At 71.6% G+C, this 21,211-nt stretch carries 22 protein-coding genes; 13 read left to right on the top strand and 9 right to left on the bottom strand.

Going from position 1 to position 21,211, the window contains the following annotated elements:
* Positions 1-135 precede the first annotated feature (135 nt).
* On the top strand, positions 136-657 hold the full coding sequence (locus J2Z33_RS11120) for an SH3 domain-containing protein (protein WP_209840828.1): 522 nt from the start codon (positions 136-138) through the stop codon (positions 655-657).
* Positions 658-717: 60 nt separating this feature from the next.
* Here the strand turns inward: J2Z33_RS11120 and J2Z33_RS11115 are convergent, their stop codons facing one another.
* The 3 genes from J2Z33_RS11115 to J2Z33_RS11105 form a co-directional block, all read right to left on the bottom strand.
* A complete protein-coding gene (locus tag J2Z33_RS11115; protein WP_209840826.1) occupies positions 718-1,719 on the bottom strand; it encodes a TerC family protein in 1,002 nt (333 codons plus the stop codon).
* Positions 1,720-1,929: 210 nt separating this feature from the next.
* A complete protein-coding gene (locus J2Z33_RS11110; RefSeq protein ID WP_209841173.1) occupies positions 1,930-2,781 on the bottom strand; it encodes an SDR family oxidoreductase in 852 nt (283 codons plus the stop codon).
* A gap of 121 nt (positions 2,782-2,902) precedes the next feature.
* Entirely contained in the window at positions 2,903-3,322 is a 420-nt protein-coding gene (locus J2Z33_RS11105; protein ID WP_209840824.1) for a DUF1810 domain-containing protein, read from the bottom strand.
* 286 nt (positions 3,323-3,608) lie between these two features.
* Here J2Z33_RS11105 and J2Z33_RS11100 point away from each other — a divergent pair, with 286 nt between their 5' ends.
* From J2Z33_RS11100 to J2Z33_RS11085, 4 genes are all read left to right on the top strand, one after another.
* The gene (locus tag J2Z33_RS11100) at positions 3,609-5,405 is read left to right on the top strand and encodes an adenine deaminase (protein WP_209840822.1); all 1,797 of its coding nucleotides are present in this window, start codon (positions 3,609-3,611) and stop codon (positions 5,403-5,405) included.
* Positions 5,402-6,889 carry an AMP nucleosidase gene (locus J2Z33_RS11095; protein WP_209840820.1) on the top strand — a complete coding sequence of 496 codons (1,488 nt, stop codon included), beginning with the start codon at positions 5,402-5,404 and terminating at the stop codon, positions 6,887-6,889. Before J2Z33_RS11100 ends, J2Z33_RS11095 begins: the two co-directional genes overlap by 4 nt.
* A gap of 109 nt (positions 6,890-6,998) precedes the next feature.
* Positions 6,999-7,289 (top strand): HU family DNA-binding protein, encoded by a 291-nt coding sequence (locus J2Z33_RS11090; RefSeq protein WP_209840818.1) that lies wholly within the window; start codon positions 6,999-7,001, stop codon positions 7,287-7,289.
* Positions 7,290-7,382: 93 nt separating this feature from the next.
* Positions 7,383-7,742 (top strand): PRC-barrel domain-containing protein, encoded by a 360-nt coding sequence (locus tag J2Z33_RS11085; protein ID WP_209840816.1) that lies wholly within the window; start codon positions 7,383-7,385, stop codon positions 7,740-7,742.
* Between the two features lie 4 nt (positions 7,743-7,746).
* Here J2Z33_RS11085 and aroC read toward each other — a convergent pair whose 3' ends face one another.
* Positions 7,747-8,850: a chorismate synthase gene (gene aroC, locus J2Z33_RS11080; RefSeq protein WP_209840814.1), complete on the bottom strand. Its 1,104-nt coding sequence runs from the start codon at positions 8,848-8,850 to the stop codon at positions 7,747-7,749.
* A 27-nt stretch (positions 8,851-8,877) separates the two neighbouring features.
* Positions 8,878-10,146 (bottom strand): exopolysaccharide biosynthesis GT4 family glycosyltransferase EpsE, encoded by a 1,269-nt coding sequence (gene epsE, locus J2Z33_RS11075; RefSeq protein ID WP_209840812.1) that lies wholly within the window; start codon positions 10,144-10,146, stop codon positions 8,878-8,880.
* 229 nt (positions 10,147-10,375) lie between these two features.
* On the opposite strand from epsE, the gene J2Z33_RS11070 reads away from it, so the two are divergent.
* The 6 genes from J2Z33_RS11070 (at position 10,376) to uvrC (ending at position 16,188) form a co-directional block, all read left to right on the top strand.
* Positions 10,376-11,323, top strand: coding sequence for an ABC transporter ATP-binding protein (locus tag J2Z33_RS11070; RefSeq protein ID WP_209840811.1), 948 nt, complete (start codon positions 10,376-10,378; stop codon positions 11,321-11,323).
* Positions 11,320-12,081 (top strand): ABC transporter permease, encoded by a 762-nt coding sequence (locus J2Z33_RS11065; protein ID WP_209840809.1) that lies wholly within the window; start codon positions 11,320-11,322, stop codon positions 12,079-12,081. The genes J2Z33_RS11070 and J2Z33_RS11065 overlap by 4 nt, the downstream gene beginning before the upstream one ends.
* A gap of 228 nt (positions 12,082-12,309) precedes the next feature.
* On the top strand, positions 12,310-13,107 hold the full coding sequence (locus tag J2Z33_RS11060) for a S49 family peptidase (RefSeq protein WP_209840807.1): 798 nt from the start codon (positions 12,310-12,312) through the stop codon (positions 13,105-13,107).
* Positions 13,104-13,268, top strand: coding sequence for a hypothetical protein (locus J2Z33_RS11055; RefSeq protein WP_209841207.1), 165 nt, complete (start codon positions 13,104-13,106; stop codon positions 13,266-13,268). The genes J2Z33_RS11060 and J2Z33_RS11055 overlap by 4 nt, the downstream gene beginning before the upstream one ends.
* Positions 13,265-14,053, top strand: a complete 789-nt coding sequence (locus tag J2Z33_RS11050) for an SDR family oxidoreductase (RefSeq protein ID WP_209840806.1) — start codon at positions 13,265-13,267, stop codon at positions 14,051-14,053. The genes J2Z33_RS11055 and J2Z33_RS11050 overlap by 4 nt, the downstream gene beginning before the upstream one ends.
* A gap of 260 nt (positions 14,054-14,313) precedes the next feature.
* Positions 14,314-16,188: an excinuclease ABC subunit UvrC gene (uvrC, locus tag J2Z33_RS11045; protein WP_209840804.1), complete on the top strand. Its 1,875-nt coding sequence runs from the start codon at positions 14,314-14,316 to the stop codon at positions 16,186-16,188.
* Positions 16,189-16,908: 720 nt separating this feature from the next.
* On the opposite strand, the gene J2Z33_RS11040 is transcribed toward uvrC, so the two are convergent.
* Positions 16,909-17,556 carry a carbonic anhydrase gene (locus tag J2Z33_RS11040; RefSeq protein ID WP_209840802.1) on the bottom strand — a complete coding sequence of 216 codons (648 nt, stop codon included), beginning with the start codon at positions 17,554-17,556 and terminating at the stop codon, positions 16,909-16,911.
* Between the two features lie 140 nt (positions 17,557-17,696).
* On the opposite strand from J2Z33_RS11040, the gene J2Z33_RS11035 reads away from it, so the two are divergent.
* Both J2Z33_RS11035 and J2Z33_RS11030 read left to right on the top strand, forming a co-directional pair.
* The gene (locus tag J2Z33_RS11035) at positions 17,697-19,079 is read left to right on the top strand and encodes a leucyl aminopeptidase family protein (protein WP_209840800.1); all 1,383 of its coding nucleotides are present in this window, start codon (positions 17,697-17,699) and stop codon (positions 19,077-19,079) included.
* A complete protein-coding gene (locus J2Z33_RS11030; protein ID WP_209840798.1) occupies positions 19,076-19,903 on the top strand; it encodes a C40 family peptidase in 828 nt (275 codons plus the stop codon). The genes J2Z33_RS11035 and J2Z33_RS11030 overlap by 4 nt, the downstream gene beginning before the upstream one ends.
* Here the strand turns inward: J2Z33_RS11030 and J2Z33_RS11025 are convergent.
* The 3 genes from J2Z33_RS11025 to J2Z33_RS11015 all read right to left on the bottom strand — a co-directional run bounded on the left by J2Z33_RS11025 (position 19,900) and on the right by J2Z33_RS11015 (position 21,022).
* On the bottom strand, positions 19,900-20,250 hold the full coding sequence (locus J2Z33_RS11025) for a DUF2794 domain-containing protein (RefSeq protein ID WP_209840796.1): 351 nt from the start codon (positions 20,248-20,250) through the stop codon (positions 19,900-19,902). The two genes, J2Z33_RS11030 and J2Z33_RS11025, sit on opposite strands and share 4 nt — an antisense overlap.
* A gap of 63 nt (positions 20,251-20,313) precedes the next feature.
* Positions 20,314-20,664, bottom strand: a complete 351-nt coding sequence (locus tag J2Z33_RS11020; protein ID WP_209840794.1) for a hypothetical protein — start codon at positions 20,662-20,664, stop codon at positions 20,314-20,316.
* A gap of 43 nt (positions 20,665-20,707) precedes the next feature.
* Entirely contained in the window at positions 20,708-21,022 is a 315-nt protein-coding gene (locus J2Z33_RS11015) for an I78 family peptidase inhibitor (protein ID WP_209840792.1), read from the bottom strand.
* Between the last annotated feature and the right edge of the window lie 189 nt (positions 21,023-21,211).

Genomic DNA, 21,211 nt, shown 5'->3' with positions numbered 1-21,211 from the left:
GCTGAAGTCAAGATTCTGTAGAAAGTCCTAGTTGTTGTGAGTTTACGGGAAATAATCTCGAATGAGCGACTAGCCCCCTATCTTCAAGCTGCCGGATTCGATGAGCATCGGGCACTTCTTCTATATTTCTGGAACATGAGGCTCAGCGGGGCCTTCTACCCCGTCCTCGGTGCCGCCGAGGTTGCGCTCAGGAACCGCGTCGCTTCCCGGCTCGTGCAGGCCTATGACCCGCAATGGTGGCGCAGCGCGTCATTCCGGGACCATCTCGGCAAGAAGGGCATCGGCATCATCAAGCGGGCCGAAGCCACCTTGGCCGAGCGCGGGAAGGCGGCCGACAGTGGCCGGATGACGGCCGAACTCAGCTTCGGCTTCTGGGTCGGCACGCTTCTGCCCAAGTATGAAGCGGACCTATGGACGCCGCTCACCGCAGGTTTCCCCGACTTGCCCGCCGGACTGGATCGGGCGGCGCTGCATGGAAGGGGAGAGCAGTTGCGCGATCTACGCAACCGCATCTTCCACCATGAGCCTATCTTCCGGCGCGATGTCTCACTCGACCATGCCCGTTGCCTGGAGTTCATTGGCTGGATGAGCCCGGCCAAGGCCGCATGGATTCGCGACCAATCCGAGGTCATGACGCTCCTACGGCGCAGGCCCTAGTTAAATGCAGAACGCCCGGACCCTTCGGCCCGGGCGCCCCCGTGGATCAAGCCTCCACCGTCACTCCGCCACCACGGCCTTCCCGTCGTGCCCGTCGTGGTTCCCGCCGCGCGTCTTCCACAGGGAGAACGCCACGCCCGCGCCGAGGATCGCGAAGGTGATGCCCAGCGACCAGGCGGCGGGGAACTTCTCCCAGCCCATCAGGTCGGCCACGAAGATCTTGGACCCGATGAACACCAGCAGGATCGACAGCGCATACTTCAGGTAGTGGAAGCGGTGGATGATCGCCGCCAGCGCGAAATACAGCGCCCGCAGGCCCAGGATCGCAAAGATGTTCGACGTGTAGACGATGAACGGGTCCGCCGTGATCGCGAACACCGCCGGCACCGAGTCCACGGCGAAGATCACGTCCGCGATCTCGATCAGCACCAGCGCCAGGAACAGCGGCGTCGCGAAGCGCACCAGCTTGCCGCTCGCGTCAGGCTTGCGGACGAAGAAGCTGTTGCCGTGCAGCTCCTCGGTGACGTTCATCCGCCGCTTGAGGAACTTCAGGACCGGGTTCTTCGAGATGTCCATCTCGTGGTCGCCCGCGAACATCATCTTGATGCCCGTGAAGATCAGGAAGACGGCGAAGATGTAGAGGACCCAGCCGTATTGCGCGACCAGCGTCGCCCCCAGGCCGATCATGATGGCCCGCAGCAGGATCACGCCCAGGATGCCCCAGAACAGCACGCGATGCTGGTATTCGCGGGGGATGGCGAAATAGCCGAAGATCATCGCGATGACGAAGACGTTGTCCATCGCCAGCGTCTTCTCGACCACGAAGGCGGTCAGGTAGAGCTTCGACTCCTCCGCGCCGATCTGCCACCAGACGAAGCCGGCGAACAGCACGCCCATGGCGATGTACATGGCCGAGAGCTTCAGGCTCTCCCCCACGCCGATCTCGTGGTCGTCCTTGTGCAGCACGCCCAGGTCGAAGACCAGCAGCGCGACGACGATGCCGACGAACAGCAGCCACATCCAGATCGGCTTGCCCAGCCAGAGTAACAGAAGGAATTCCATAGCAACCTCGCGCAGCATTGCATCCATCGCGCATCGGAGGTCGGACAGAATGGGCCAACACACCGAGCGCGCTCGATGCGGTCCGACATCACGACGCGAGGTCGTCAGAGGGGCCCGGTCCGCAGGGTCGAATATGGACAGGGCGCGGCAGGCTTCAACCCCCCGATCGCGAAAAGTCTCACGACGCCGTGAGAACGGGATGCGGGAATGTCACTCCCCCGCTGCCAGCAGCGCGGCCAGCCCGGTCTGGTAATCGGGATACAGCAGCCGTACGCCCAGCTCGCGCTTGATGCGGTCGTTCCGCACGCGCTTGCTCTCGGCGTAGAAGCTCCGCGCCATGGGCGTCATCTCGGCGGTGGCGAAGTCCTCGGCCTCCGGCACCGGTCGGCCCAGCAGCACCGCCGCATGGGCGATCACGTCCTCGGGCGGCGCGGGGTCGTCGTCGCAGACGTTGTAGGCCGCGCCCGGATTCGGCCGCTCGATGGAGGCCAGCAGCACCCGCGCGATGTCCTCGACGTGGATGCGCGAGAACATCTGCCCCGGCTTGACGATCCGCCGCGCCGTGCCCTGCCGCACCTTCTCGAACGGCCCGCGCCCCGGCCCGTAGATGCCCGCCAGCCGGAACACGTGCAGCGGCAGGCCGGGGATCGCCCGCCACGCCGCCTCGGCCTCGACCCGCAGCCGCCCGCGCCGGGTGGCGGGGGCCAGCGGGCTGTCCTCGTCCACCCAGCCGCCCGCGTGGTCGCCATAGACCCCGGTGGTGGAGAGATACCCCGCCCAGTCGAGCCGCCCGGCCCGCGCCGCGATCTCCCCCCCCCAGGCGCGCAGCACCGGGTCGCCGCCCTCGTCCGGGGCCACCGAGGTCAGCAGATGCGTGGCCTCGTCCAGCAGCGGCCCCATGTCCGCGCCCGGCCAGACCACGCCCTCCACCCCCTCGGCGGCGATCCCGGCCCGGCGGTCCTCTCCCCGGACTGTGCCGATCACCCGCCAGCCGCGCGGGATCAGGAGCCGCGCCAGCGCGCGGGCCGAATAGCCGTGGCCGAAGGACAGGAGCGTGGGCATGGCGCAGAGGATGGGGCAGGGGACCTGGACCTGCAAGGGCGCGCGGGCTGAAGGTGCGGATGCGTATTTGGGGCCAAGTTGACAGGGCAGGCAGAGGCCCGGCTCGGTGGCCGGGCCAGGATCAGCCGCGCGCCAGCTCGGCGGTGGTCAGCGGGTCGGGCTCGCCGTCGTGGAAGGCGTCGAGGAGGTCGCGGAACTCGGGCGGCGCGCCCGGCACGGCGGCGAAGAGCGTGGCGCAACTCCGCAGCTTGATCGCGTCGATGCCGCCCAGCACCGCGTCGGCCGGCGTGCCCCGATGCGCCAGCATCAGCCGCGCCGCGTCCACCAGCCGCGCGCCCAGCACCGGATGGGCGAGGTAGGCCCGCGCCTCCTCCAGGTCCCGCAGACCATAGGCCTTGGCGGTGGGCGACCGGCCCAGGCTCGCGAGCTGCGGGAAGGTCCACCACATCCAATGGCTCCGCTTCCGGCCGCGCCGCAGCTCGGCCATGGCGGCGGGGTGGGTGTTCTCCTGCGCGGTCAGGAAGCGGTCGAGGTCGGGCATCGGGCTCGTCGTGTCTCCGGGGGCGGTCCCCGATGGAACGGGCCGCGCCGCGCCCGCGTTCCCGCGTCCCCGCCGATTGCAACCCCGGCGCGAGGTTCCGGGAGAGCCTTGGGGGTGTTGCGCGAATCGGGTGCTGACCGTTCGTTGCTGACACGCGATGGTAACGGATGGGGTGCTACACCTCTCGCAGGCGCACAGGACAAGGGAGGCGGCGATGAACGGAACACGGCACGGAACGACCGCCCCCGGGGCTTGCGAAGGCGCGGCCCCCGCGTCCAAATGGGCCATGTCCGACCTCCAGCCCTGGGCCGACTGCGCCCCCCGTCTCGTCGCCGTGGCCGCGGGCCGCGAACCGGCCGACCTCGTGATTCGCGGCGGCACCCTCGTCAACGTCCAGAGCCGCGAGGTCCTCCCCGGCTGGCAGGTCGCCGTCGCCGCCGGGCGCTTCGCATATGTCGGCCCCGACGCCTCGCATTGCATCGGACCCGCGACCGAGGTCGTGGAGGCCGGGGGCCGCTTCTTGATCCCCGGCCTCTGCGACGGCCACATGCACATCGAATCGGGGATGCTGACGCCCGCCGAGTTCGCCGCCGCCGTCATCCCCCACGGCACGACCACGATGTTCGCCGACCCGCACGAGATCGCCAACGTCCTCGGCCTCGCGGGCGTCCGCATGATGCACGACGAGGCGGCTCTCCAGCCCGTCAGCATCTTCACGCAGATGCCCTCCTGCGCCCCCTCCGCGCCGGGCTTGGAGACGACGGGCTTCGAGATCACGGCCCAGGACGTGGCCGAGGCGATGGCCTGGCCCGGCATCGTGGGCCTCGGCGAGATGATGAACTATCCGGGCGTCATCGCCGGCGACCCGCAGATGCTGGCCGAGATGGCGGCCACCCTACGCGCCGGCAAGACGGTGGGCGGCCACTACGCCTCGCCCGACCGGGGCATCCCCTTCCACGCCTATGTCGCGGGCGGCGCGGCCGACGACCACGAGGGCACCGCCGAGGCCGACGCCATCGCCCGCTCCCGCCAGGGGATGCGGTCGATGCTGCGGCTCGGCTCGGCGTGGTATGACGTGGAAAGCCAGATCACCGCGATCACCGAGAAGGGGCTCGACCCCCGCAACTTCATCCTTTGCACCGACGACTGCCATTCCGGCACGCTCGTGAACGACGGCCACATGGACCGCGTCGTGCGTCACGCCATCGCCTGCGGGTGCGACCCGCTGGTGGCCCTGCAACTGGCGACGATCAACACCGCCACCCATTTCGGGCTGGAGCGGGAACTGGGCTCCATTGCCCCCGGCCGCCGCGCCGACCTGATCCTCACCTCCTCGCTCACCGACCTCCCCATCGAGGTCGTCTATGCGCGCGGCGTGAGGGTGGCCGAAGGGGGCCGCCTCCTCGTGGACTGCCCGCACTACGACTGGCCCGCCGACGCCCGGCAAACCGTCCGGCTCGGCAAGCGGCTGACGGCGGACGACTTCGCCGTGCCCGCCCCCGACAGCCGCGACCGCGTGCGCGTCAAGGTCATCGGCGTCGTGGAGAACCAGGCCCCGACCAAGGCCCTCTCCGCCGACCTTCCCGTGCGCGGCGGCTTCGTGGAGCCCGAGGGCGAGGTGGCCCATATCGCCCTCGTCGAACGCCACCGCGCGACGGGGGGCGTCACCAACGCTTTCGTCTCGGGCTTCGGCTACGGGCCGGGCATGGCAATGGCCTCCACCGTCGCCCACGACTCCCACCACATGATCGTCGTCGGCACCGACCGGACCATGATGGCCCAGGCCGCGAACCGGCTGGCCGAGGTCGGCGGCGGCGTCACCCTCTGGAAGGACGGCGCCGAACTGGCCCTCGTCCCCCTCCCCATCGCCGGCCTCATGTCCGACGCCCCGGCGCGCGAGGTCGCGGCCCGCGCGCAACATCTCGTCGAGGCGATGGCCGAATGCGGCTGCCGCCTGAACAACGCCTATATGCAGCATTCGCTTCTGGCGCTCGTCGTCATCCCCGAGCTTCGCCTCTCCGACAAGGGCCTCGTGGATGTCCGGCGCTTCGAGGTCGTCAGCCTCTTCGAGGGGAACACATGAACGCCCAGAACCCGGATTTCGGCCCCTTCGACACCCCCGCGCTCCCCGCGCCCGAAACCTTCGACGACGCCCGTGCCGCCGTGGCCCGGCTCACCGCGATCTACGAGGCCTCCACCGCCTTCCTGAGCGAGCGCTTCGCCGCCACGCTCCGCCACGGCCGCCCGGAACGCCGCGTCCGCGCCTACTACCCCGAGGTGCGGCTCTCCACCTCCAGCTTCGCGGCCGCCGATTCGCGGCTGTCCTTCGGGCACGTCACGGGGCCGGGGACCTATTCCACCACCATCACCCGCCCCCACCTGTTCCAGAGCTACCTGGAGCAGCAGGTCGGCCTCCTGATCCGCAACCACGGCGTGCCGGTAACGGTGGGGCCGTCGCGAACCCCCATCCCCATCCACTTCGCGGTGTCCAACGACGCGCGCCTGTCCGTCCCGCAGGAAGGCGCGATGGACTTCCCGCTCCGCGACGTGTTCGACGTGCCGGACCTCGCCACCATGAACGACGACATCGTGAACGGCGACGGCTTCCTCTACGCCGACGGCTCCATCCCGCTCGCGCCCTTCACGGCGCAGCGGGTGGACTACTCGCTCGCTCGGCTGTCGCACTACACGGCGACCGACCCCGACCATTTCCAGAACCACGTCCTGTTCACGAACTACCAGTTCTACGTCGAGGAGTTCGAGGCCTACGCCCGCCAGCAGCTCGGGCAGGAGGGGTCGGGCTACACCGCCTTCGTCGGCCCCGGCAACCACGTGATCACCGAGGCCGAGGCGGTCCTGCCCGCGCCCGGCAAGATGCCGCAGATGCCGACCTACCACCTCAAGCGCGCGGACGGGCAGGGGATCACCCTCGTCAACATCGGCGTCGGCCCGTCGAACGCCAAGACGGCGACCGACCACATCGCCGTCCTGCGCCCCCACGCCTGGCTGATGGTCGGCCACTGCGCGGGCCTGCGGAACTCGCAGCGCCTCGGCGACTTCGTCCTCGCCCACGCCTACCTGCGCGAGGATCACGTCCTCGACGACGACCTCCCCATCTGGGTGCCGATCCCCGCCCTGGCCGAGATCCAGATCGCGCTGGAGAAGGCGGTGGAGGAGGTGACGGGCCTTGACGGCTACGAGCTCAAGCGCATCATGCGGACGGGCACCGTCGCCACCATCGACAACCGCAACTGGGAGCTGCGCGACCAGTCCGGCCCCGTGGCCCGCCTGTCCCAGTCCCGGGCCGTCGCGCTCGACATGGAATCGGCCACCATCGCCGCCAACGGCTTCCGCTTCCGCGTGCCCTACGGGACGCTCCTCTGCGTGTCCGACAAGCCGCTGCACGGCGAGCTGAAGCTCCCCGGCATGGCCTCGGACTTCTACCGCACGCAGGTCGCCCGCCACCTGATGATCGGCGTCCGCGCCATGGAGCGGCTGCGCGAGGAACCGCTCGAACGCATCCATAGCCGCAAGTTGCGTAGCTTCGCGGAGACGGCTTTCCTCTGAATCGACGGCTTTCCTCAAGAAACCGCGCTTTATGCTGGACAAGCGCGAATAATGGTTGTGCAGCATGAACCCAGACGGCCCCTAGGGGCGCGCACAACAGGAGAGCAACATGGCCACCAACCAGATGACCAAGGCGCAGCTCGTCGCCGCCCTCGCCGAGGAGACCGGAGGCGACAAGAAGGCGGCGGGCGCGATGCTCGACGCCCTGACCGGCATCATCACCCGCACCGTGTCCGAGGGCGGCGCCGTGACGCTGCCCGGCGTCGGCAAGATCTACTGCCGCGAGCGGCCCGAGCGCATGGTCCGCAACCCCTCTACGGGCGAGCAGATCAAGAAGGACTCGGACAAGGTCGTGAAGGTCACGATCGCCAAGGCGCTCAAGGACAGCATCAACGCCTGATCGGCGCGGCCCCGCGCCCATCGACGGGGGCGCGGGGAACGTTCGGCCCCGTCGCTCGTTCCATCCTTGCCGTGAGGGCAAGGGGGCAGCGCCATGGCCGACCGCGAACCGCTCCAAGGCCGCGTGATCTCGTCCGACCGGGTGGAGGGAGCGGCCGTCTTCGACCTCGGCGGACAGCGGCTCGGCGCCATCGACCACCTCCTGGTCGACCGCCGGTCCGGCCGGATCACCCATGCCGTCATGGCCTTTGGCGGGCTCCTGGGCCTGGGGCAGGACCTTCATCCGATCCCCTGGGCGGCGCTCCGCTACGACGCCGCGCTCGGCGGCTACGCCACCGACCTCGCCGGGTCCCGGCTCCACCCGGGGCCGCCGTCTTCCGGCGACGGACCTGGCGACCGCCGGTGGGAGGCTCAGGCCTATGTCCCGGACGGCCTGCCCTTCTACTGGGTCTGACGCCTCAGCCGATCCGCCCCCGGACGCCGCCAGTCTGCGCGCGGTCCAGCAGCAGGTGGTCCGCCAGCACCAGCGCCATCATCGCCTCGCCCACCGGGACGGCTCGGATGCCCACGCAGGGGTCGTGGCGGCCCTTGGTCACGACCTCGACCGCCGTGCCGTCGGTGCGGATCGACCGGCGCGGCGACAGGATCGACGACGTGGGCTTGACCGCGAACCGCACCGTGATCGCCTGCCCCGTCGAGATGCCCCCCAGGATGCCGCCCGCCTTGTTCGACCCGAACCGCAGGCTCCCGTCCTCCAGGAAGATCTCGTCGGCGTTGTCGCGCCCCGTCAGCGCGGCGGCGGCCATCCCCTCGCCGATCTCCACGCCCTTGACGGCGTTGATCGACATCATCGCGCTGGCGAGGTCCGAATCGAGCTTGCCATAGACCGGCGCCCCCAGCCCCGGCGGCACGCTCTCGGCCACCACCTCGATCATCGCGCCGACCGAGTTGTGGTCGTCCTTCCGCAGCCAGTCGAGGTAGTCGGCCCATTCCGCCGCCGCCACCGGGTCCGGGCACCAGAAGTCGTTCCGCCCGATCTCCTCCCGGTCGAACCGCGCCCGGTCGATCCGCTTCTCGCCCATCTGCACCATGTAGCCGGTGATCCGCACCTGCGGGGCCAGCGCATCCAGCACCGCCCGCGCCACGCCCGCCGCCGCCACCCGCGCCGCCGTCTCGCGCGCGCTGCTCCGCCCGCCGCCGCGATGGTCCCGCACCCCGTATTTCAGGTGATAGGTCAGATCGGCGTGCCCCGGCCGGAACGCCTGCGCGATGTCGCCGTAATCCTTCGACCGCTGGTCGGTGTTCTCGATCAGCAGGCTGATCGCCGTCCCCGTCGTCACCCCCTCGAACACCCCCGACAGGATGCGCACCGCGTCCGGCTCCTGCCGCTGGGTAGTGTTCCGGTTCTGCCCCGGCCGCCGCTTGTCCAGCCACGGCTGGATCAGCGCCTCGGTCAGCGGCAGCCCCGGCGGGCAGCCGTCCACCACCACCCCCAGCGCCGGCCCGTGGGACTCGCCCCAGGTCGTGAAGCGGAACAGGTGGCCGAAACTGTTGAGGCTCATGCGCGGGCTCCGTTGATCCCTCGGCCCTTAGCGCAAGGCCGCGGAACCCGAAAGCCCGGTCCCCATCGCCAGCGGCAGCGGAGGCAGGTCGTGCTCCACCTCCTCCCAGGGCCGCAGCCCCAGCTCCCGCATCAGCGTCGCCGCTCCCCGGCCGGCGTCGAACCCGGCCTCCACGCGGGCGCGCGCCGCCTCGGACAGAGCCCGTGCCCGCGCGGGCGACCGCGCGAGCGCGTCCAGCGCCCCGGCCAGCGCGCCCGGGTCGCGCGGCGGCACGAGGATCCCGTCCACCCCATGCGTCACCAGCTCGCGCACGCCGCCCGTCGCGGCGGCCACCACCGGCAGCCCGCAGGCCATCGCTTCCATCAACGCCGCACTCAGGCCCTCGCGGGGATTCGGGCGCACGAAGGCATGGGCGGCCCGCATCTCCTCCCGCATCCGCTCCTCGCCCAGCGGCCCGGTCAGCACCGCCCGCTCCCCGAGCCGCAGCCCGCGCATCCGCCGCTCCAGCCCGGGCCGCGCGTTCCGGCCCTCGGCGCCGTCCGGCCCCGCGATCCGCAGCGTCGCCGGCACGCCGCGATCGAGAAGGCGGCGCAGCGCCAGCAGCAGCTCGGCCAGGCCCCGCGACTCCTCCAGTCGCCCGCAGGCGAGAAGGCGCAGCGGCTCGCCCGGGGCGGGGGGCGCGTAGGGCAGGGGGCCGAAGCACCCGGCGTCCACGCCCAGCGGCTGCACCACCAGCCGCGCCGGCCGGTCCTCGCGCAGCACGGTCTTGACCTCGGCCAGCAGCCGCCGCGACGCCACCGTGGCGAACCGCGCCGCGCGCCACTTGAGGTTCTGCCCCGGCCCGTCCTCGGACAAGGGCCCGTGCAGCGCCAGGCTGTAGGACGGCCCGCCCAGCCGCTCGGCCAGCGCGGCGACCAGCGCCACCCGTCCCGAGGACTGCACATGGACGTGCCGCAGCCCGAGCCGCGCCGCCGCCTCGACCAGCGCCCGCGCCGGGCCCAGCGCCCCCAGCAGGTCGCGCGCGAAGCCCCGCTCCGCGCCCCGCAGCTCGGCCCAGGGCAGGCCGGCCAGGGCGCCCAGGCCCCGGTGGAGCCCGCGTGCGAGATAGGTCGTCCGCGCCATCGCCTCGGCGCACCAGCCATGGACGCGCAGGGCGGGCGGCGGCGGGCGGTCGGACAGCAGCACGACCTCGACCCCTTGCGCCTCCAGCGCCGCCACCTCGCGCCGGACGGCGGGATGCGTCGGCCCGGGAAAACACGGCACGAGATAGCCGATGCGTGGTCGTATCGCTGGCATGGTCCCCCTGCGCCTCCGCCTCTCCGGGCCGGGCCACTGGCGGAAACCTGCCGCAGGACCGGCCCCGGCGTCAAAGGTTAACGCTAGCGCCCGCGCAAGATCGAGGCCCCGTGCGAGAGGCCCCCGAACCCCGGATCAACCCCAGGTCGTCCCGCCGTCGGGGAGGGGGGTTCCCCCGGCCCCCGGCCCGCGCTACCACGTCCCGGCAACCGGCCCGGGGGAGGGGCGTATGGCGCCGATCCTGTCGATCCGAGACCTCCGCAAGACCTACGACAACGGCTTCGAGGCGCTCAAGGGCGTGTCGCTCGACATCCAGCCGGGCGAGATCCTGGCCCTCCTCGGCCCCAACGGCGCGGGCAAGACCACGCTCATCTCCGCCGTCTGCGGCATCACCCGCATCACCTCCGGCACCGCCACCGTCGCCGGCCACGACGTGCAGCGCGACTGGCGGCAGGCGCGCGAGCTCATCGGCCTTGTCCCGCAGGAGATCAGCCTCGAATCCTTCGAGAAGGTCCGCCGCACCGTCGCCTTCTCGCGCGGGCTCTTCGGCAAGCCCCGCGACGACGCGGCGGTGGAGCGCGTGCTCCGCCAGCTCTCGCTCTGGGACAAGCGCGACTCGACGGCGATGCAGCTCTCGGGCGGCATGAAGCGCCGCGTCCTCATCGCCAAGGCGCTGGTCCACGAGCCCCGCGTCCTCTTCCTCGACGAACCCACGGCCGGCGTGGACGTGGAGCTGCGCCGCGACATGTGGCGCGTCGTGGACGAACTGCGCCGCGAGGGCGTCACCATCATCCTCACCACCCACTACATCGAGGAGGCCGAAGCCATCGCCGACCGGGTCGCGGTCATCTCGCGCGGGCGCATCCTCCTCGTGGAGGACAAGGACAGCCTCATGCGCCGCATGGGCCGCAAGGTGCTGCACGTCGCGCTCCAGCAGCCGCTGGTCGCGATCCCCGCCGACCTTGCCCGCTTCGGCCTGGCGCTCGACGACGGCGGCCGCCGCCTCACCTACAGCTACGACACCAAGGCCGAGCGGACGGGCATCGCCACCCTCCTCGCCGCGCTGGCCGAGTGCGGGATCGCCGTCGCCGACCTCGACACCGAGGCGTCGTCGCTCGAAGAGATCTTCGTGGGCCTGGTCCACGGCGACGACGCCGAAGGGGAGGCCGCGCCATGAACCTCCGCGCCGTCCGCGCCATCTACGCCCAGGAGATGGGCCGCTTCTTCCGCACGGTCACGCAGTCGCTGGTCGCGCCGGTGCTGTCCACGTCGCTCTACTTCGTGGTCTTCGGAGCGGCCATCGGCGGCCGGATCGAGGAGGTGGAGGGCGTCTCCTACGGGGCCTTCATCGTCCCCGGCCTCATCATGCTCTCGGTAATCACCCAGGGCATCTCGAACGCCTCGTTCGGCATCTACTTCCCCAAGTTCGTCGGCACCATCTTCGAGGTCCTGTCCGCCCCCGTCAGCTTCCTCGAAGCCGTCCTGGGCTACGTCGGCGCGGCGGCCACCAAGTCCTTCCTCATCGGCCTCATCATCCTCGCGACCTCGTGGTTCTTCGTGGACCTGTCCATCGCGCACCCCGTCGCGATGCTGGCCTTCCTGGTCCTGACCTGCGTCAGCTTCTCGCTCCTCGGCTTCATCATCGGCATCTGGGCCGGCAACTTCGAGCAGCTCCAGCTCGTCCCCCTCCTGATCGTCACGCCGCTGGTGTTCCTGGGGGGCAGCTTCTACTCGGTGTCGATGCTGCCGGGGATCTGGCAGACGGTGGCGCTGTTCAACCCGGTCGTCTACCTGATCTCCGGCTTCCGCTGGTCCTTCTTCGGGCTGGCCGACGTGCCGGTGGGGATCTCGCTCCTCGCCATCGCCGCCTTCACGACGGCCTGCCTCGCCGTGGTCTGGTGGATCTTCCGCACCGGCTGGCGGCTGCGGCGCTAGGGCGGTCCGGACGCCGCGACGCGGGTGGGACGGTCGCAAGATGCGTATTTGGGCCAAGTTGAAGGGCAGCCTCATCAACTTGGCCCCAAATACGCAAGCGACCGCCGGGCCGGGCGCCCCGGTCCGTGGCCCGGGCGCCCCTTTCTCCGAACGGGGCCGCCCCGCAGGCCGGGCCTCCACCCCACCTTGCGCCTTGCGGGACGCCCCCCACGGCCTTACCTGCGGATCATGCAACTCCCCGACCTCCTCCGCCTCCGCCCGCGCCACCCCACGGTGTCGGTCCTCCGCCTCCAGGGCCCCATCGGCATGGGCGCGCGGTCGCTGACCGACGCCACCCTCGCCCCGGCGATCGAGGCGGCGTTCAAGTCGAGGCCCGTCGCCGTCGCCCTCCAGGTCAACTCGCCCGGCGGCTCGGCGGTGCAGTCCTCGCTCATCGCCGCCCGCATCCGGCGGCTGGCCGAGGAGAAGAAGGTTCCGGTGCTGGCCTTCGTCGAGGACGTGGCGGCCTCGGGCGGCTACTGGCTCGCCACCGCCGCCGACGAGATCCTCTGCGACCCCGGCTCCATGCTGGGCTCCATCGGCGTCATCTCGTCGGGCTTCGGCTTCCAGGACCTCATCTCCCGCCTGGGGGTGGAGCGCCGCGTCCACACCGCCGGCCGCTCCAAGTCCCTCCTCGACCCCTTCCGCCCCGAGAAGCCCGAGGACATCGAGCGCCTGAACCGCTGGCTGTCCCAGCTCCACGACGTGTTCATCGCCCATGTCCGCGCCCGGCGCGGCCCGCGCCTCGCCGACAACCCCGACCTCTTCACCGGCGAGGTCTGGATCGGCCAGCGCGCCGTGACCCAAGGGCTCGCCGACGGAATCGGCCACATGGTCCCCACCCTGCGCGCCCGCTTCGGCGACAAGGTCCGCTTCCGCCGCTACGGCCCCCGCCGCCCCTTCCTGTCCCGCTTCGGCCTCCAGGTCGCCGAGGACATGGCCGCCACGCTGGAGGAGCGGGCGGCCTTCGCCCGGTTCGGCCTGTGATCCTCATCAAGGCCTCGATCCTCTTCCTCCTGTTCATGGTCGGCATCGCCATCTGGGGCCGCTTCCGCAAGCCCAAGCCCCGCAAGGCCGCCCGCTTCTGCCCCGCCTGCGGCCGTCCCCGGATCGGCAAGGACCGCTGCGCCTGCGGGGCGAAGACGTGACCGCCCCCAGGATCGCCCTCGTCACCGGCGCCGCCGCCCGGCTCGGCCGCGCCATGGCCCTGACCCTCGCCGACCGGGGCCACGACGTCGCCGTCCACTACAACGGCTCCCGCGAGGCCGCCGAACAGGTCGTCCGCGAGATCGAGGCCAAGGGCCGCCGCGCCATGGCGCTTCAGGCCGACCTCCTCGACGAATCCCAGGCCGCCGCGCTCCTCCCCCGCGCCGCCGCCGCTCTGGGCAGCCCCATCACCACCCTCGTCAACAACGCCTCGATCTTCGACTACGACAACCTCGCCACCGCCACGCGCGAAAGCTGGGACCGCCACTTCGGCTCCAACCTCCGCGCCCCTTTCCTGCTGACCCAGGCACTCGCCGCCCAGGCCCCCGACCCCCTCAGAGACTTCAACGGAGAGCCCGTCGCCCAGGCCCTCGTCGTCAACATGATCGACCAGCGCGTCCGCAAGCCGACGCCCGAGTTCATGACCTACACCCTCGCCAAGTCCGCCCTCTGGACCCTCACCCGGACGGCGGCCCAGGCCCTCGCCCCCCGCGTCCGCGTCAACGCCATCGGCCCCGGCCCCACCCTCCGGGGCGCGCGCCAGAGCGAGGCCCACTTCGCCCGCCAGCGCGCCAGCACCGTCCTCGAACGCGGCTCCGACCCCGAGGACATCGCGGCGGCCTTGGCCTACCTCCTCGACGCCAAGGCGGTCACCGGCCAGCTCCTCTGCGTGGATGGCGGCCAGCACCTCGGCTGGAAGACCCCGGACGTCCTGGGGGTGGAATAGGGGTTATCCCCAGTTATCCACAGATTCTCCACCGGGGCCTGTGGGGGACTCGCCCCAAGGGGTCGATGCCGCGCCGCCGCAGGAAAACCCGAGCAACATCAATTCCGTAGCTTGCGGGCCGACCTTCACGCCGCGCCGCCGCGAGGCCAGCCCCCCGATTCACCCTTCCGCGATCCGTCCCCCGACTTATCCACAGCCCCCGTTGTTCCATCCCCATCCATCGCGCTAGATACCCCTCCCGATCCCCCAGGCCGACGCCCATGCCCGACGACCTCCTCCCTTCCGAATCCCCCGAAAGCGCGCTCCGCGGTCCCGAGCGCATCGCGGCCTACCTGCGCCAGCTCGACGCCTCGCCCGGCGTCTACCGGATGCTCGACGAGCAGAACCGCGTCCTCTACGTCGGCAAGGCCAAGAACCTGAAGGCGCGGGTGTCGAACTACGCGCGCCCCTCGGGCCACTCGGCGCGCATCAGTCGGATGATCCGGGAAACCGCGTCGATGATGTTCCTGACGACGCGCACGGAAACCGAGGCGCTGCTGCTGGAGCAGAACCTCATCAAGCAGCTCAAGCCCCGCTACAACGTGCTGCTGCGCGACGACAAGTCGTTCCCCAACATCATCATCTCGGCCCACCGCTACCCCCAGGTCCGCAAGCACCGGGGCGCGCGCACCGACAAGGGCGACTACTTCGGCCCCTTCGCCAGCGCCGGCGCGGTGAACCGCACGCTGAACCAGCTCCAGAAGGCGTTCCTGCTGCGCTCCTGCACGGACGCCGTGTTCTCCTCGCGCACGCGGCCCTGCCTCCTCCACCAGATCAAGCGCTGCTCCGCCCCTTGCGTGAACCTCATCTCCGAGGACGACTACGCCGACTCGGTCCACGACGCCGCCCGCTTCCTGTCCGGCAAGACGACCAAGGTGCAGGAAACGCTCGCCCGCCAGATGCAGGACGCCGCCGAGGCCATGGAGTTCGAGCGCGCCGCCGCGCTGCGCGACCGCATCAAGGCCCTGACCGCCGTGCAGACCGCGCAGGGCATCAACCCCCGCACGGTGGCGGAGGCCGATATCGTCGCGCTCCACATGGAGGGCGGGCAGGCCTGCGTGCAGGTGTTCTTCATCCGCGCCAACCAGAACTGGGGCAACCACGACTTCTATCCGCGCCTTGCGGGAGACGACGACCCGGCCGAGGTCATGCAGGCCTTCCTGGGCCAGTTCTATTCCGACCGCGACCCGCCGCCGCTGATCCTCGCATCGGCTGGCGTGGACGACCCTGAGGTGCTGATGGCCGCCCTGTCGGAAAAGGCCCGCCGCCGCATCGACATCGCCGTGCCCCAGCGCGGCGAGAAGGCCGAGCTGGTCGAGGGCGCGCTGCGGAACGCCCGCGAATCCCTCGCCCGCCGCATGAGCGAGAGCGCCACGCAAGGCAGGCTCCTCGATGGCCTGGCCGAGAAGTTCGAGCTCCCCGCCCCCCCGCGCCGGATCGAGGTCTACGACAACTCCCACATCATGGGCACCAACGCGATCGGCGCCTTCATCGTCTCCGGCCCGGACGGGTTCGAGAAGGGCCAGTACCGCAAGTTCAACATCGAGACGGCCAAGCCCGGCGACGACTTCGGCATGATGAAGGAGGTCCTCACCCGCCGCTTCACCCGCCTCCTCAAGGAGGACCCCGATCGCGAGTCGCCCGCCTGGCCCGACCTCCTCCTCATCGACGGCGGGCAGGGGCAGGTCTCGGCGGTCCACGAGGTCATGGCCGAGATGGGCGTCCACGACATCCCGATGATCGGCGTCGCCAAGGGCATCGACCGCGACCTCGGCAAGGAGGAGTTCTGGCGCGTCGGCCGCCGTCCCATGGCGCTGCCGCACAACGACCCGGTGCTCTACTTCGTCCAGCGCCTGCGGGACGAGGCGCACCGCTTCGCCATCGGCACCCACCGCGCCAAGCGCGCCAAGTCCCTCCTCGCCAACCCCCTGGACGAGATCCCCGGCGTCGGCCCCGGCCGCAAGCGCGCTCTGCTCCAGCACTTCGGCAGCGCCAAGGCCGTGAGCCGCGCGGCGCTTCTCGACCTCAAGGCGGTGCCCGGCGTGTCGGACCAGTTGGCCGAAGCGATCTATGGATACTTCCACGAGAAAGGCTGAGACGCGGCCCCCCGCGTCCACCGCCGAGGGGGGCTCTGCCCCCCGCTTCGCTCCCCCCGGGATATTTGGAGCCAAAGAAGGCCAAGGCACGCGGCGGCGCGGCGCGCGCCCGGTGCGGCCCCGTGCATCCCCTGCAGGGCGGGCCTCCGCCCGCCACGGCCGCGCCGGTGGAGCGGGCGGCCCGTCCCGCATCCATTCCCGCGCTGGGGCGTCGCCCCGTTCCGACTCACCTTCGCGCGCTTGGCACGGCCCCTCGGGGTGTTGCGCGGATCGCGCCCGACCGTTCGTTGCTTACACTCCGGGTTAACGCTTCCGTGCGATTCTCTCCCTCGCACACACGCAGCGGCTCCCCCGCCGCACGGCCCGGCCCTCCCGCAGGGGCGGCCGGCCGGCACCGACGGCGGGGGGCGGAAAGGAGAGACGAGGGACAAAGAGCGAGCCACCCGTGACAGGGGTGGCGCGAGACACACGCGATGGGCCAGGAGCGGCCAGATACCCGGCCAGGGAGGCCGAGGCGCCCCACGGGCGTTCTCCCTCGATGCCACTGAGACCCAGCCCGCCCAATGGCGGCCGGTGCTCCCGCTCGCGCGCGCCCCTGGTCCCCGCGAGCCCGGGAGTGAACCCGGAGGCTTCGCGGGGATTTAGTCTGTCCGAGACCCCCCTTCTTTGGCTCCAAGCATCCCGGGGTGAGCCGCGCCAGCGGCGAGGGGCAGAGCCCCTTCAGATCCCCACGAACTCGTCCCGCGCCTCGTCCCAGGCCTCCAGCGTGCCCTCGCCGATGTCGTTCCAGAGCCCGTGGAGCGTCAGTCGCTCGTCCTCCACCGCCGCCTTCACGAAGGGGAATGTCAGCAGGTTCTCCAGCGACACCTTCACCGACAGCTTCTCCAGCGCCCGCACTCGGGCCTCGTCGTCGCCCGGCGGCAGCGCCTCGAAGCCCGGCCGCAGGATCTCCATCCAGCGCCCGACGAAGCTCGTGGCCTCCAGCAGTTCCGGCGCGTGGCCCGCGCACATGTCGTAGCAGCCCTTCACGCCGCCGCACTGCGAATGGCCCATGACGATGACATGGGCGACCCGCAGCGCGTTCACCGCGTATTCCACGGCGGCCGAGGTGCCATGGTGGTCCCCGTCCGGCGCGAAGGGCGGGATCAGGTTGGCGATGTTGCGGTGGATGAAGAACTCGCCCGAATCGGCCCCGAAGATCGAGGCGACGTGCACCCGGCTGTCGCAGCAGGCGACGATCATCGCGCGGGGGCGCTGCCCCTCCTCGGCCAGCCGCCGGTACCAGGGGCGATTGCCGGCGTAGGTGGTCGCCCGCCAGCCTTGGTAACGGCGGACGAGGTAATCGGGCAGGGGCCGTGCGGTCATCATGGGTCTCCTGTCGCCGCGTCGCGGCATCCCGTTCATATGAGATCAAATCCGGCGTGACGCAACGGCGCGCTGGACCCCCTTGCCCCGCCCGCCCGCGCGGCTAGGCTCCCGCCCCGTCCCCCCACAGCCCCCCGAGGCCCATGCCGATCCCCTCCTTCGCCCCCGCCGACGCCCCCGCGCTCCCCCTGACCCCGGTTGCCTCCGACGCGCTCGAGGCGACCCTTTCGGCGCTGCCGCCCGCCCAGGCGGCCTGGGTCCGCGCGCTCGGCTTCAAGGCCGCCGCCGGCGAGGTCGCGGTGCTGCCCGGCGAGGACGGCATCGCCCGCGCCCTCCTCGGCCGGGGCACCCCTGCCACCCGCGCCCGCACCCGCTTCGCCTTGGCCCAGGCCGCCGCCCGCCTGCCCGAGGGCGCTTGGCGGCTCGACGCCCCCCTCGATCCCGCCGAGGCGCGGGAGCTGGCCTTGGGCTGGCTCCTCGACGGCTACCGCTTCGGCCGCTACAAGGACGCGCCCGCCCCCCGCGCCCGCCTCGTCGCGCCCGAAGGGATCGACGCCCCCCGCCTGGAGATCCTCGCGCAGGCCGAGGCCCTCGCCCGCGACCTCGTCAACACCCCCGCCAACGACCTCGGCCCCGCCGAGCTGGAAGCGGCCGCCCGCGACCTCGCCACCCGCTTCGGCGCGCGGATCGAGGTCATGACGGGCGAGGCCCTGCGCGATGGCTTCCCGCTCATCCACACAGTCGGCCGCGCCGCCATGCCCCACCGCGCGCCCCGCCTGATCGACATGGCCTGGGGCGAGGCCGGGCCGCAGCTCACCCTCGTCGGCAAGGGCGTCTGCTTCGACACCGGCGGGCTCGACCTCAAGCCGTCGGCGTCGATGCTGACCATGAAGAAGGACATGGGCGGCGCGGCCCACGTCCTCGCGCTGGCCCAGGCGATCATGGCGCTGGCCCTGCCGCTGCGCCTGCGCGTCCTGATCCCGGCGGTCGAGAATGCCGTGGGCCCGGACGCCTTCCGCCCCGGCGACGTGCTCCGCTCCCGCAAGGGCCTGACCGTCGAGATCAACAACACCGACGCGGAAGGCCGCCTCGTCCTCGCCGACGCCTTGGCGCTGGCCGCCGAGGGCGAGCCCGGCCTGACCGTCACCTTCGCCACCCTGACCGGCGCGGCCCGCGTCGCTGTCGGCCCCGACCTCGCGCCCTTCTTCACCGACGACGACGCCCTCGCGCAGGCCCTGGCTCAGGGCGGTCGCGACTGGGCCGATCCAGTCTGGCGGCTCCCCTTCCACGAGCCCTACGAGGCGCTGATCGAGCCCGCCATCGCCGACCTCGACAACGCGCCCTCGGGCGGCATGGCCGGGGCGATCACGGCGGCGCTGTTCCTGCGCCGCTTCGCGCCGACGCGCTACTGCCACTTCGACATCTTCGCGTGGTCGCAGTCCAATGCGCCGGGCCGGACCAAGGGCGGGCTGATGCAGGGCGTCCGCGCCCTCCTCGCCGCCCTGCCCGAGGCGCTGCCCCTGTGACCGACCCCCGCCTGACCCCCGCCAACGGTCGCGTTGCGGCGGAACGCCTGCGCGGCCTCGTGCCGGCCCAGCGCTACGTCGCCGGAGAGCCCCGCCGCGTCGCCGTCCCGGTGGCCGACCTCGACGGCTCGCCCGGAGGGATGCGCGACCGCCAGCTCCTCTGGGGCGAGGGGGTGACGGTCTACGAGACCCGCAACGGCGTGGCCTTCGTGGAGGCCCAGCGCGACGGCTACGTCGGCTACGTCTCCGCCGTCTCGCTCGCCCCCGCCCGCGCGCCCACCCACCGCGTCGCCGTGCCCGCCACGCATCTCTACCGCGACGACGACATGAAGAGCCCGGACCTGCGGCACCTGTCCTTCGGGTCGCTGGTGACGGTCGAGGCCGAGGGCCGGCGGTTCTGGGAGACGCCCGAGGGCTACATCCCGAAAGCCCACCTGCGCCCGCTGGACCGCCCCTTCACCGACCCGGCGGCGGTCGCGCAACTCCTGTTCGGGGTTCCCTACCTGTGGGGCGGGAACTCGGTCCTGGGGATCGACTGCTCGGGGCTGGTGCAGGCGGCGCTGCTGGCCTGCGGGATCGCCTGCGGCGGCGACAGCGACCTCCAGCAGGCCGTGGGCGCGGAGGTGCCGGAGGGCGAGCCCCCGCGGCGGGGCGATCTGCTGTTCTGGAAGGGCCACGTCGCGATGGCGGTGGACGAGGGCACGCTGATCCACGCCAACGCGCACCACATGGCCGTGGCCTACGAGGGGACCGACCACGCCATGCGCCGCATCGCCGCGCAGGGCGACAGCGAGGTGATCGCCCGGCGGCGGCCCCGAGCCTAGTCCACGACCCGAGGCTTCGGCTCCAGCACCCGGAGCACCTGCCCCAGGTCGTGCCCGCGCCGGAGCACCTGCCCCTCGGCGCCGATCACCGCGTATTGCCCCTGACGCAGCCTCAGCGCCGGGCGCTTCTCGATGCGGTAGAGCGGCGTCTCGGCCGTGCGGCGGAAGATGGAGAAGACGGCCGCGTCCCGAAGATGCGCGATGCCGTAGTCGCGCCACTCGCCAGCCGCGACCCTGCGACCGTAGAGGCCGAGGATCAGGCTCAGCTCGGTGCGGTGGAAGGCGACCTGGGACAGGGCGGCCGGGTTGGCGGGTCCCGGAAAGGGGATCGGCGGCAAGACGGACATGGGCAGGAGTCTGGGGTCGCGCCCGTCCCAAATCAAGGCCGAACGGCGCAACCCCGGTCGGCGTCAGCCGCAGCGGACGCGGATGATCTCGTTCATGCTGCCGACCTCGAAGTTGATGCGGCGCGGGTCGCGGTTCCGCAAGGGTCCCGAGCCCGCCCGGATCACCCGCACCGGCGCCTCGAAGCGGGCGGGATCGACCGACCCGGCCTCCATGCCGATGTAGCCGGCGAGAGCCCCGCCCCCGCAGGTGTCGGCCGCCATCGGCGGCAGGACGGGAAGCGGCATCTCGCCCAGGGCCTCGCCGGCCGAGATCGTGCCGTCCGGCGACGGCGCGACCTCCGATCCGGGCCCGGCGTCGCAGGCGGACAGGAACATGAGGGCGAGGGCGGGGGCGAGGAGTCGGGCATGGGTCATGGTCGGTGATCCTAGCACAGGGCGCGGCCCCGCCAAGCCGCCCTCAGCCGCAGCCGACGGTGACGACCTTGTCCGCCGCGTCCGTGACGAAGGTCACCCGCTGCGGGTTCACCCCGTCGGCCGAAGTCGCGCCGGGCCCCACCACGCGGACGGGGACGGGCGACTGGAACGTCGTGCCGCGCACCACGTCCGCGTCCTGGCCCACGTAGTCCTGCAAGCTGCGCGCCCCACAGGAGTCGCCCTCGTCGAGAACGACCTCGAAAGCGAAGGGCGTGCCGGGCGGCACCGGGATCGGAACGACGCAGGCCGGCAGGGCGGCAAGCGCGAGGAGCGGGAAGGCGAAGCGGATCAGGGTCATGCCCCCAGCCTAGCCCGAGTCCGGGCCTCCCGCCAGCGCACGGTTGCCAATCCGCTCGCGGAATGGTGAAGTCCCGTCTCGAATTGAGGTCATGGGGAGGGGGTCCATGCGGGCGCGGGCGGCGGTTGCGGTGGGGGCGGGGTTGCCCTTGGAGGTGATGGAGGTGGAGCTGGGGGGGCCTCGGGCCGG

Origin of the sequence: Rubellimicrobium aerolatum (assembly GCF_017872975.1) — a bacterium.
Classification (GTDB): Bacteria; Pseudomonadota; Alphaproteobacteria; order Rhodobacterales; family Rhodobacteraceae; genus Rubellimicrobium; species Rubellimicrobium aerolatum.
Note: the sequence above shows the minus strand (reverse complement) of the source record. Positions and strands in the feature narration are given on the sequence as shown.

What these genes read in the sequence shown, in the direction of transcription:
- J2Z33_RS11120 (WP_209840828.1), top strand. Translation starts at nt 136, where the DNA reads ATGAGGCTCAGCGGGGCCTTCTACCCCGTCCTCGGTGCCGCCGAGGTT.
- J2Z33_RS11115 (WP_209840826.1), bottom strand. Translation starts at nt 1,719, where the DNA reads ATGGAATTCCTTCTGTTACTCTGGCTGGGCAAGCCGATCTGGATGTGG.
- J2Z33_RS11110 (WP_209841173.1), bottom strand. Translation starts at nt 2,781, where the DNA reads ATGCCCACGCTCCTGTCCTTCGGCCACGGCTATTCGGCCCGCGCGCTG.
- J2Z33_RS11105 (WP_209840824.1), bottom strand. Translation starts at nt 3,322, where the DNA reads ATGCCCGACCTCGACCGCTTCCTGACCGCGCAGGAGAACACCCACCCC.
- J2Z33_RS11100 (WP_209840822.1), top strand. Translation starts at nt 3,609, where the DNA reads ATGTCCGACCTCCAGCCCTGGGCCGACTGCGCCCCCCGTCTCGTCGCC.
- J2Z33_RS11095 (WP_209840820.1), top strand. Translation starts at nt 5,402, where the DNA reads ATGAACGCCCAGAACCCGGATTTCGGCCCCTTCGACACCCCCGCGCTC.
- J2Z33_RS11090 (WP_209840818.1), top strand. Translation starts at nt 6,999, where the DNA reads ATGGCCACCAACCAGATGACCAAGGCGCAGCTCGTCGCCGCCCTCGCC.
- J2Z33_RS11085 (WP_209840816.1), top strand. Translation starts at nt 7,383, where the DNA reads ATGGCCGACCGCGAACCGCTCCAAGGCCGCGTGATCTCGTCCGACCGG.
- aroC (WP_209840814.1), bottom strand. Translation starts at nt 8,850, where the DNA reads ATGAGCCTCAACAGTTTCGGCCACCTGTTCCGCTTCACGACCTGGGGC.
- epsE (WP_209840812.1), bottom strand. Translation starts at nt 10,146, where the DNA reads ATGCCAGCGATACGACCACGCATCGGCTATCTCGTGCCGTGTTTTCCC.
- J2Z33_RS11070 (WP_209840811.1), top strand. Translation starts at nt 10,376, where the DNA reads ATGGCGCCGATCCTGTCGATCCGAGACCTCCGCAAGACCTACGACAAC.
- J2Z33_RS11065 (WP_209840809.1), top strand. Translation starts at nt 11,320, where the DNA reads ATGAACCTCCGCGCCGTCCGCGCCATCTACGCCCAGGAGATGGGCCGC.
- J2Z33_RS11060 (WP_209840807.1), top strand. Translation starts at nt 12,310, where the DNA reads ATGCAACTCCCCGACCTCCTCCGCCTCCGCCCGCGCCACCCCACGGTG.
- uvrC (WP_209840804.1), top strand. Translation starts at nt 14,314, where the DNA reads ATGCCCGACGACCTCCTCCCTTCCGAATCCCCCGAAAGCGCGCTCCGC.
- J2Z33_RS11040 (WP_209840802.1), bottom strand. Translation starts at nt 17,556, where the DNA reads ATGATGACCGCACGGCCCCTGCCCGATTACCTCGTCCGCCGTTACCAA.
- J2Z33_RS11035 (WP_209840800.1), top strand. Translation starts at nt 17,697, where the DNA reads ATGCCGATCCCCTCCTTCGCCCCCGCCGACGCCCCCGCGCTCCCCCTG.
- J2Z33_RS11025 (WP_209840796.1), bottom strand. Translation starts at nt 20,250, where the DNA reads ATGTCCGTCTTGCCGCCGATCCCCTTTCCGGGACCCGCCAACCCGGCC.
- J2Z33_RS11020 (WP_209840794.1), bottom strand. Translation starts at nt 20,664, where the DNA reads ATGACCCATGCCCGACTCCTCGCCCCCGCCCTCGCCCTCATGTTCCTG.
- J2Z33_RS11015 (WP_209840792.1), bottom strand. Translation starts at nt 21,022, where the DNA reads ATGACCCTGATCCGCTTCGCCTTCCCGCTCCTCGCGCTTGCCGCCCTG.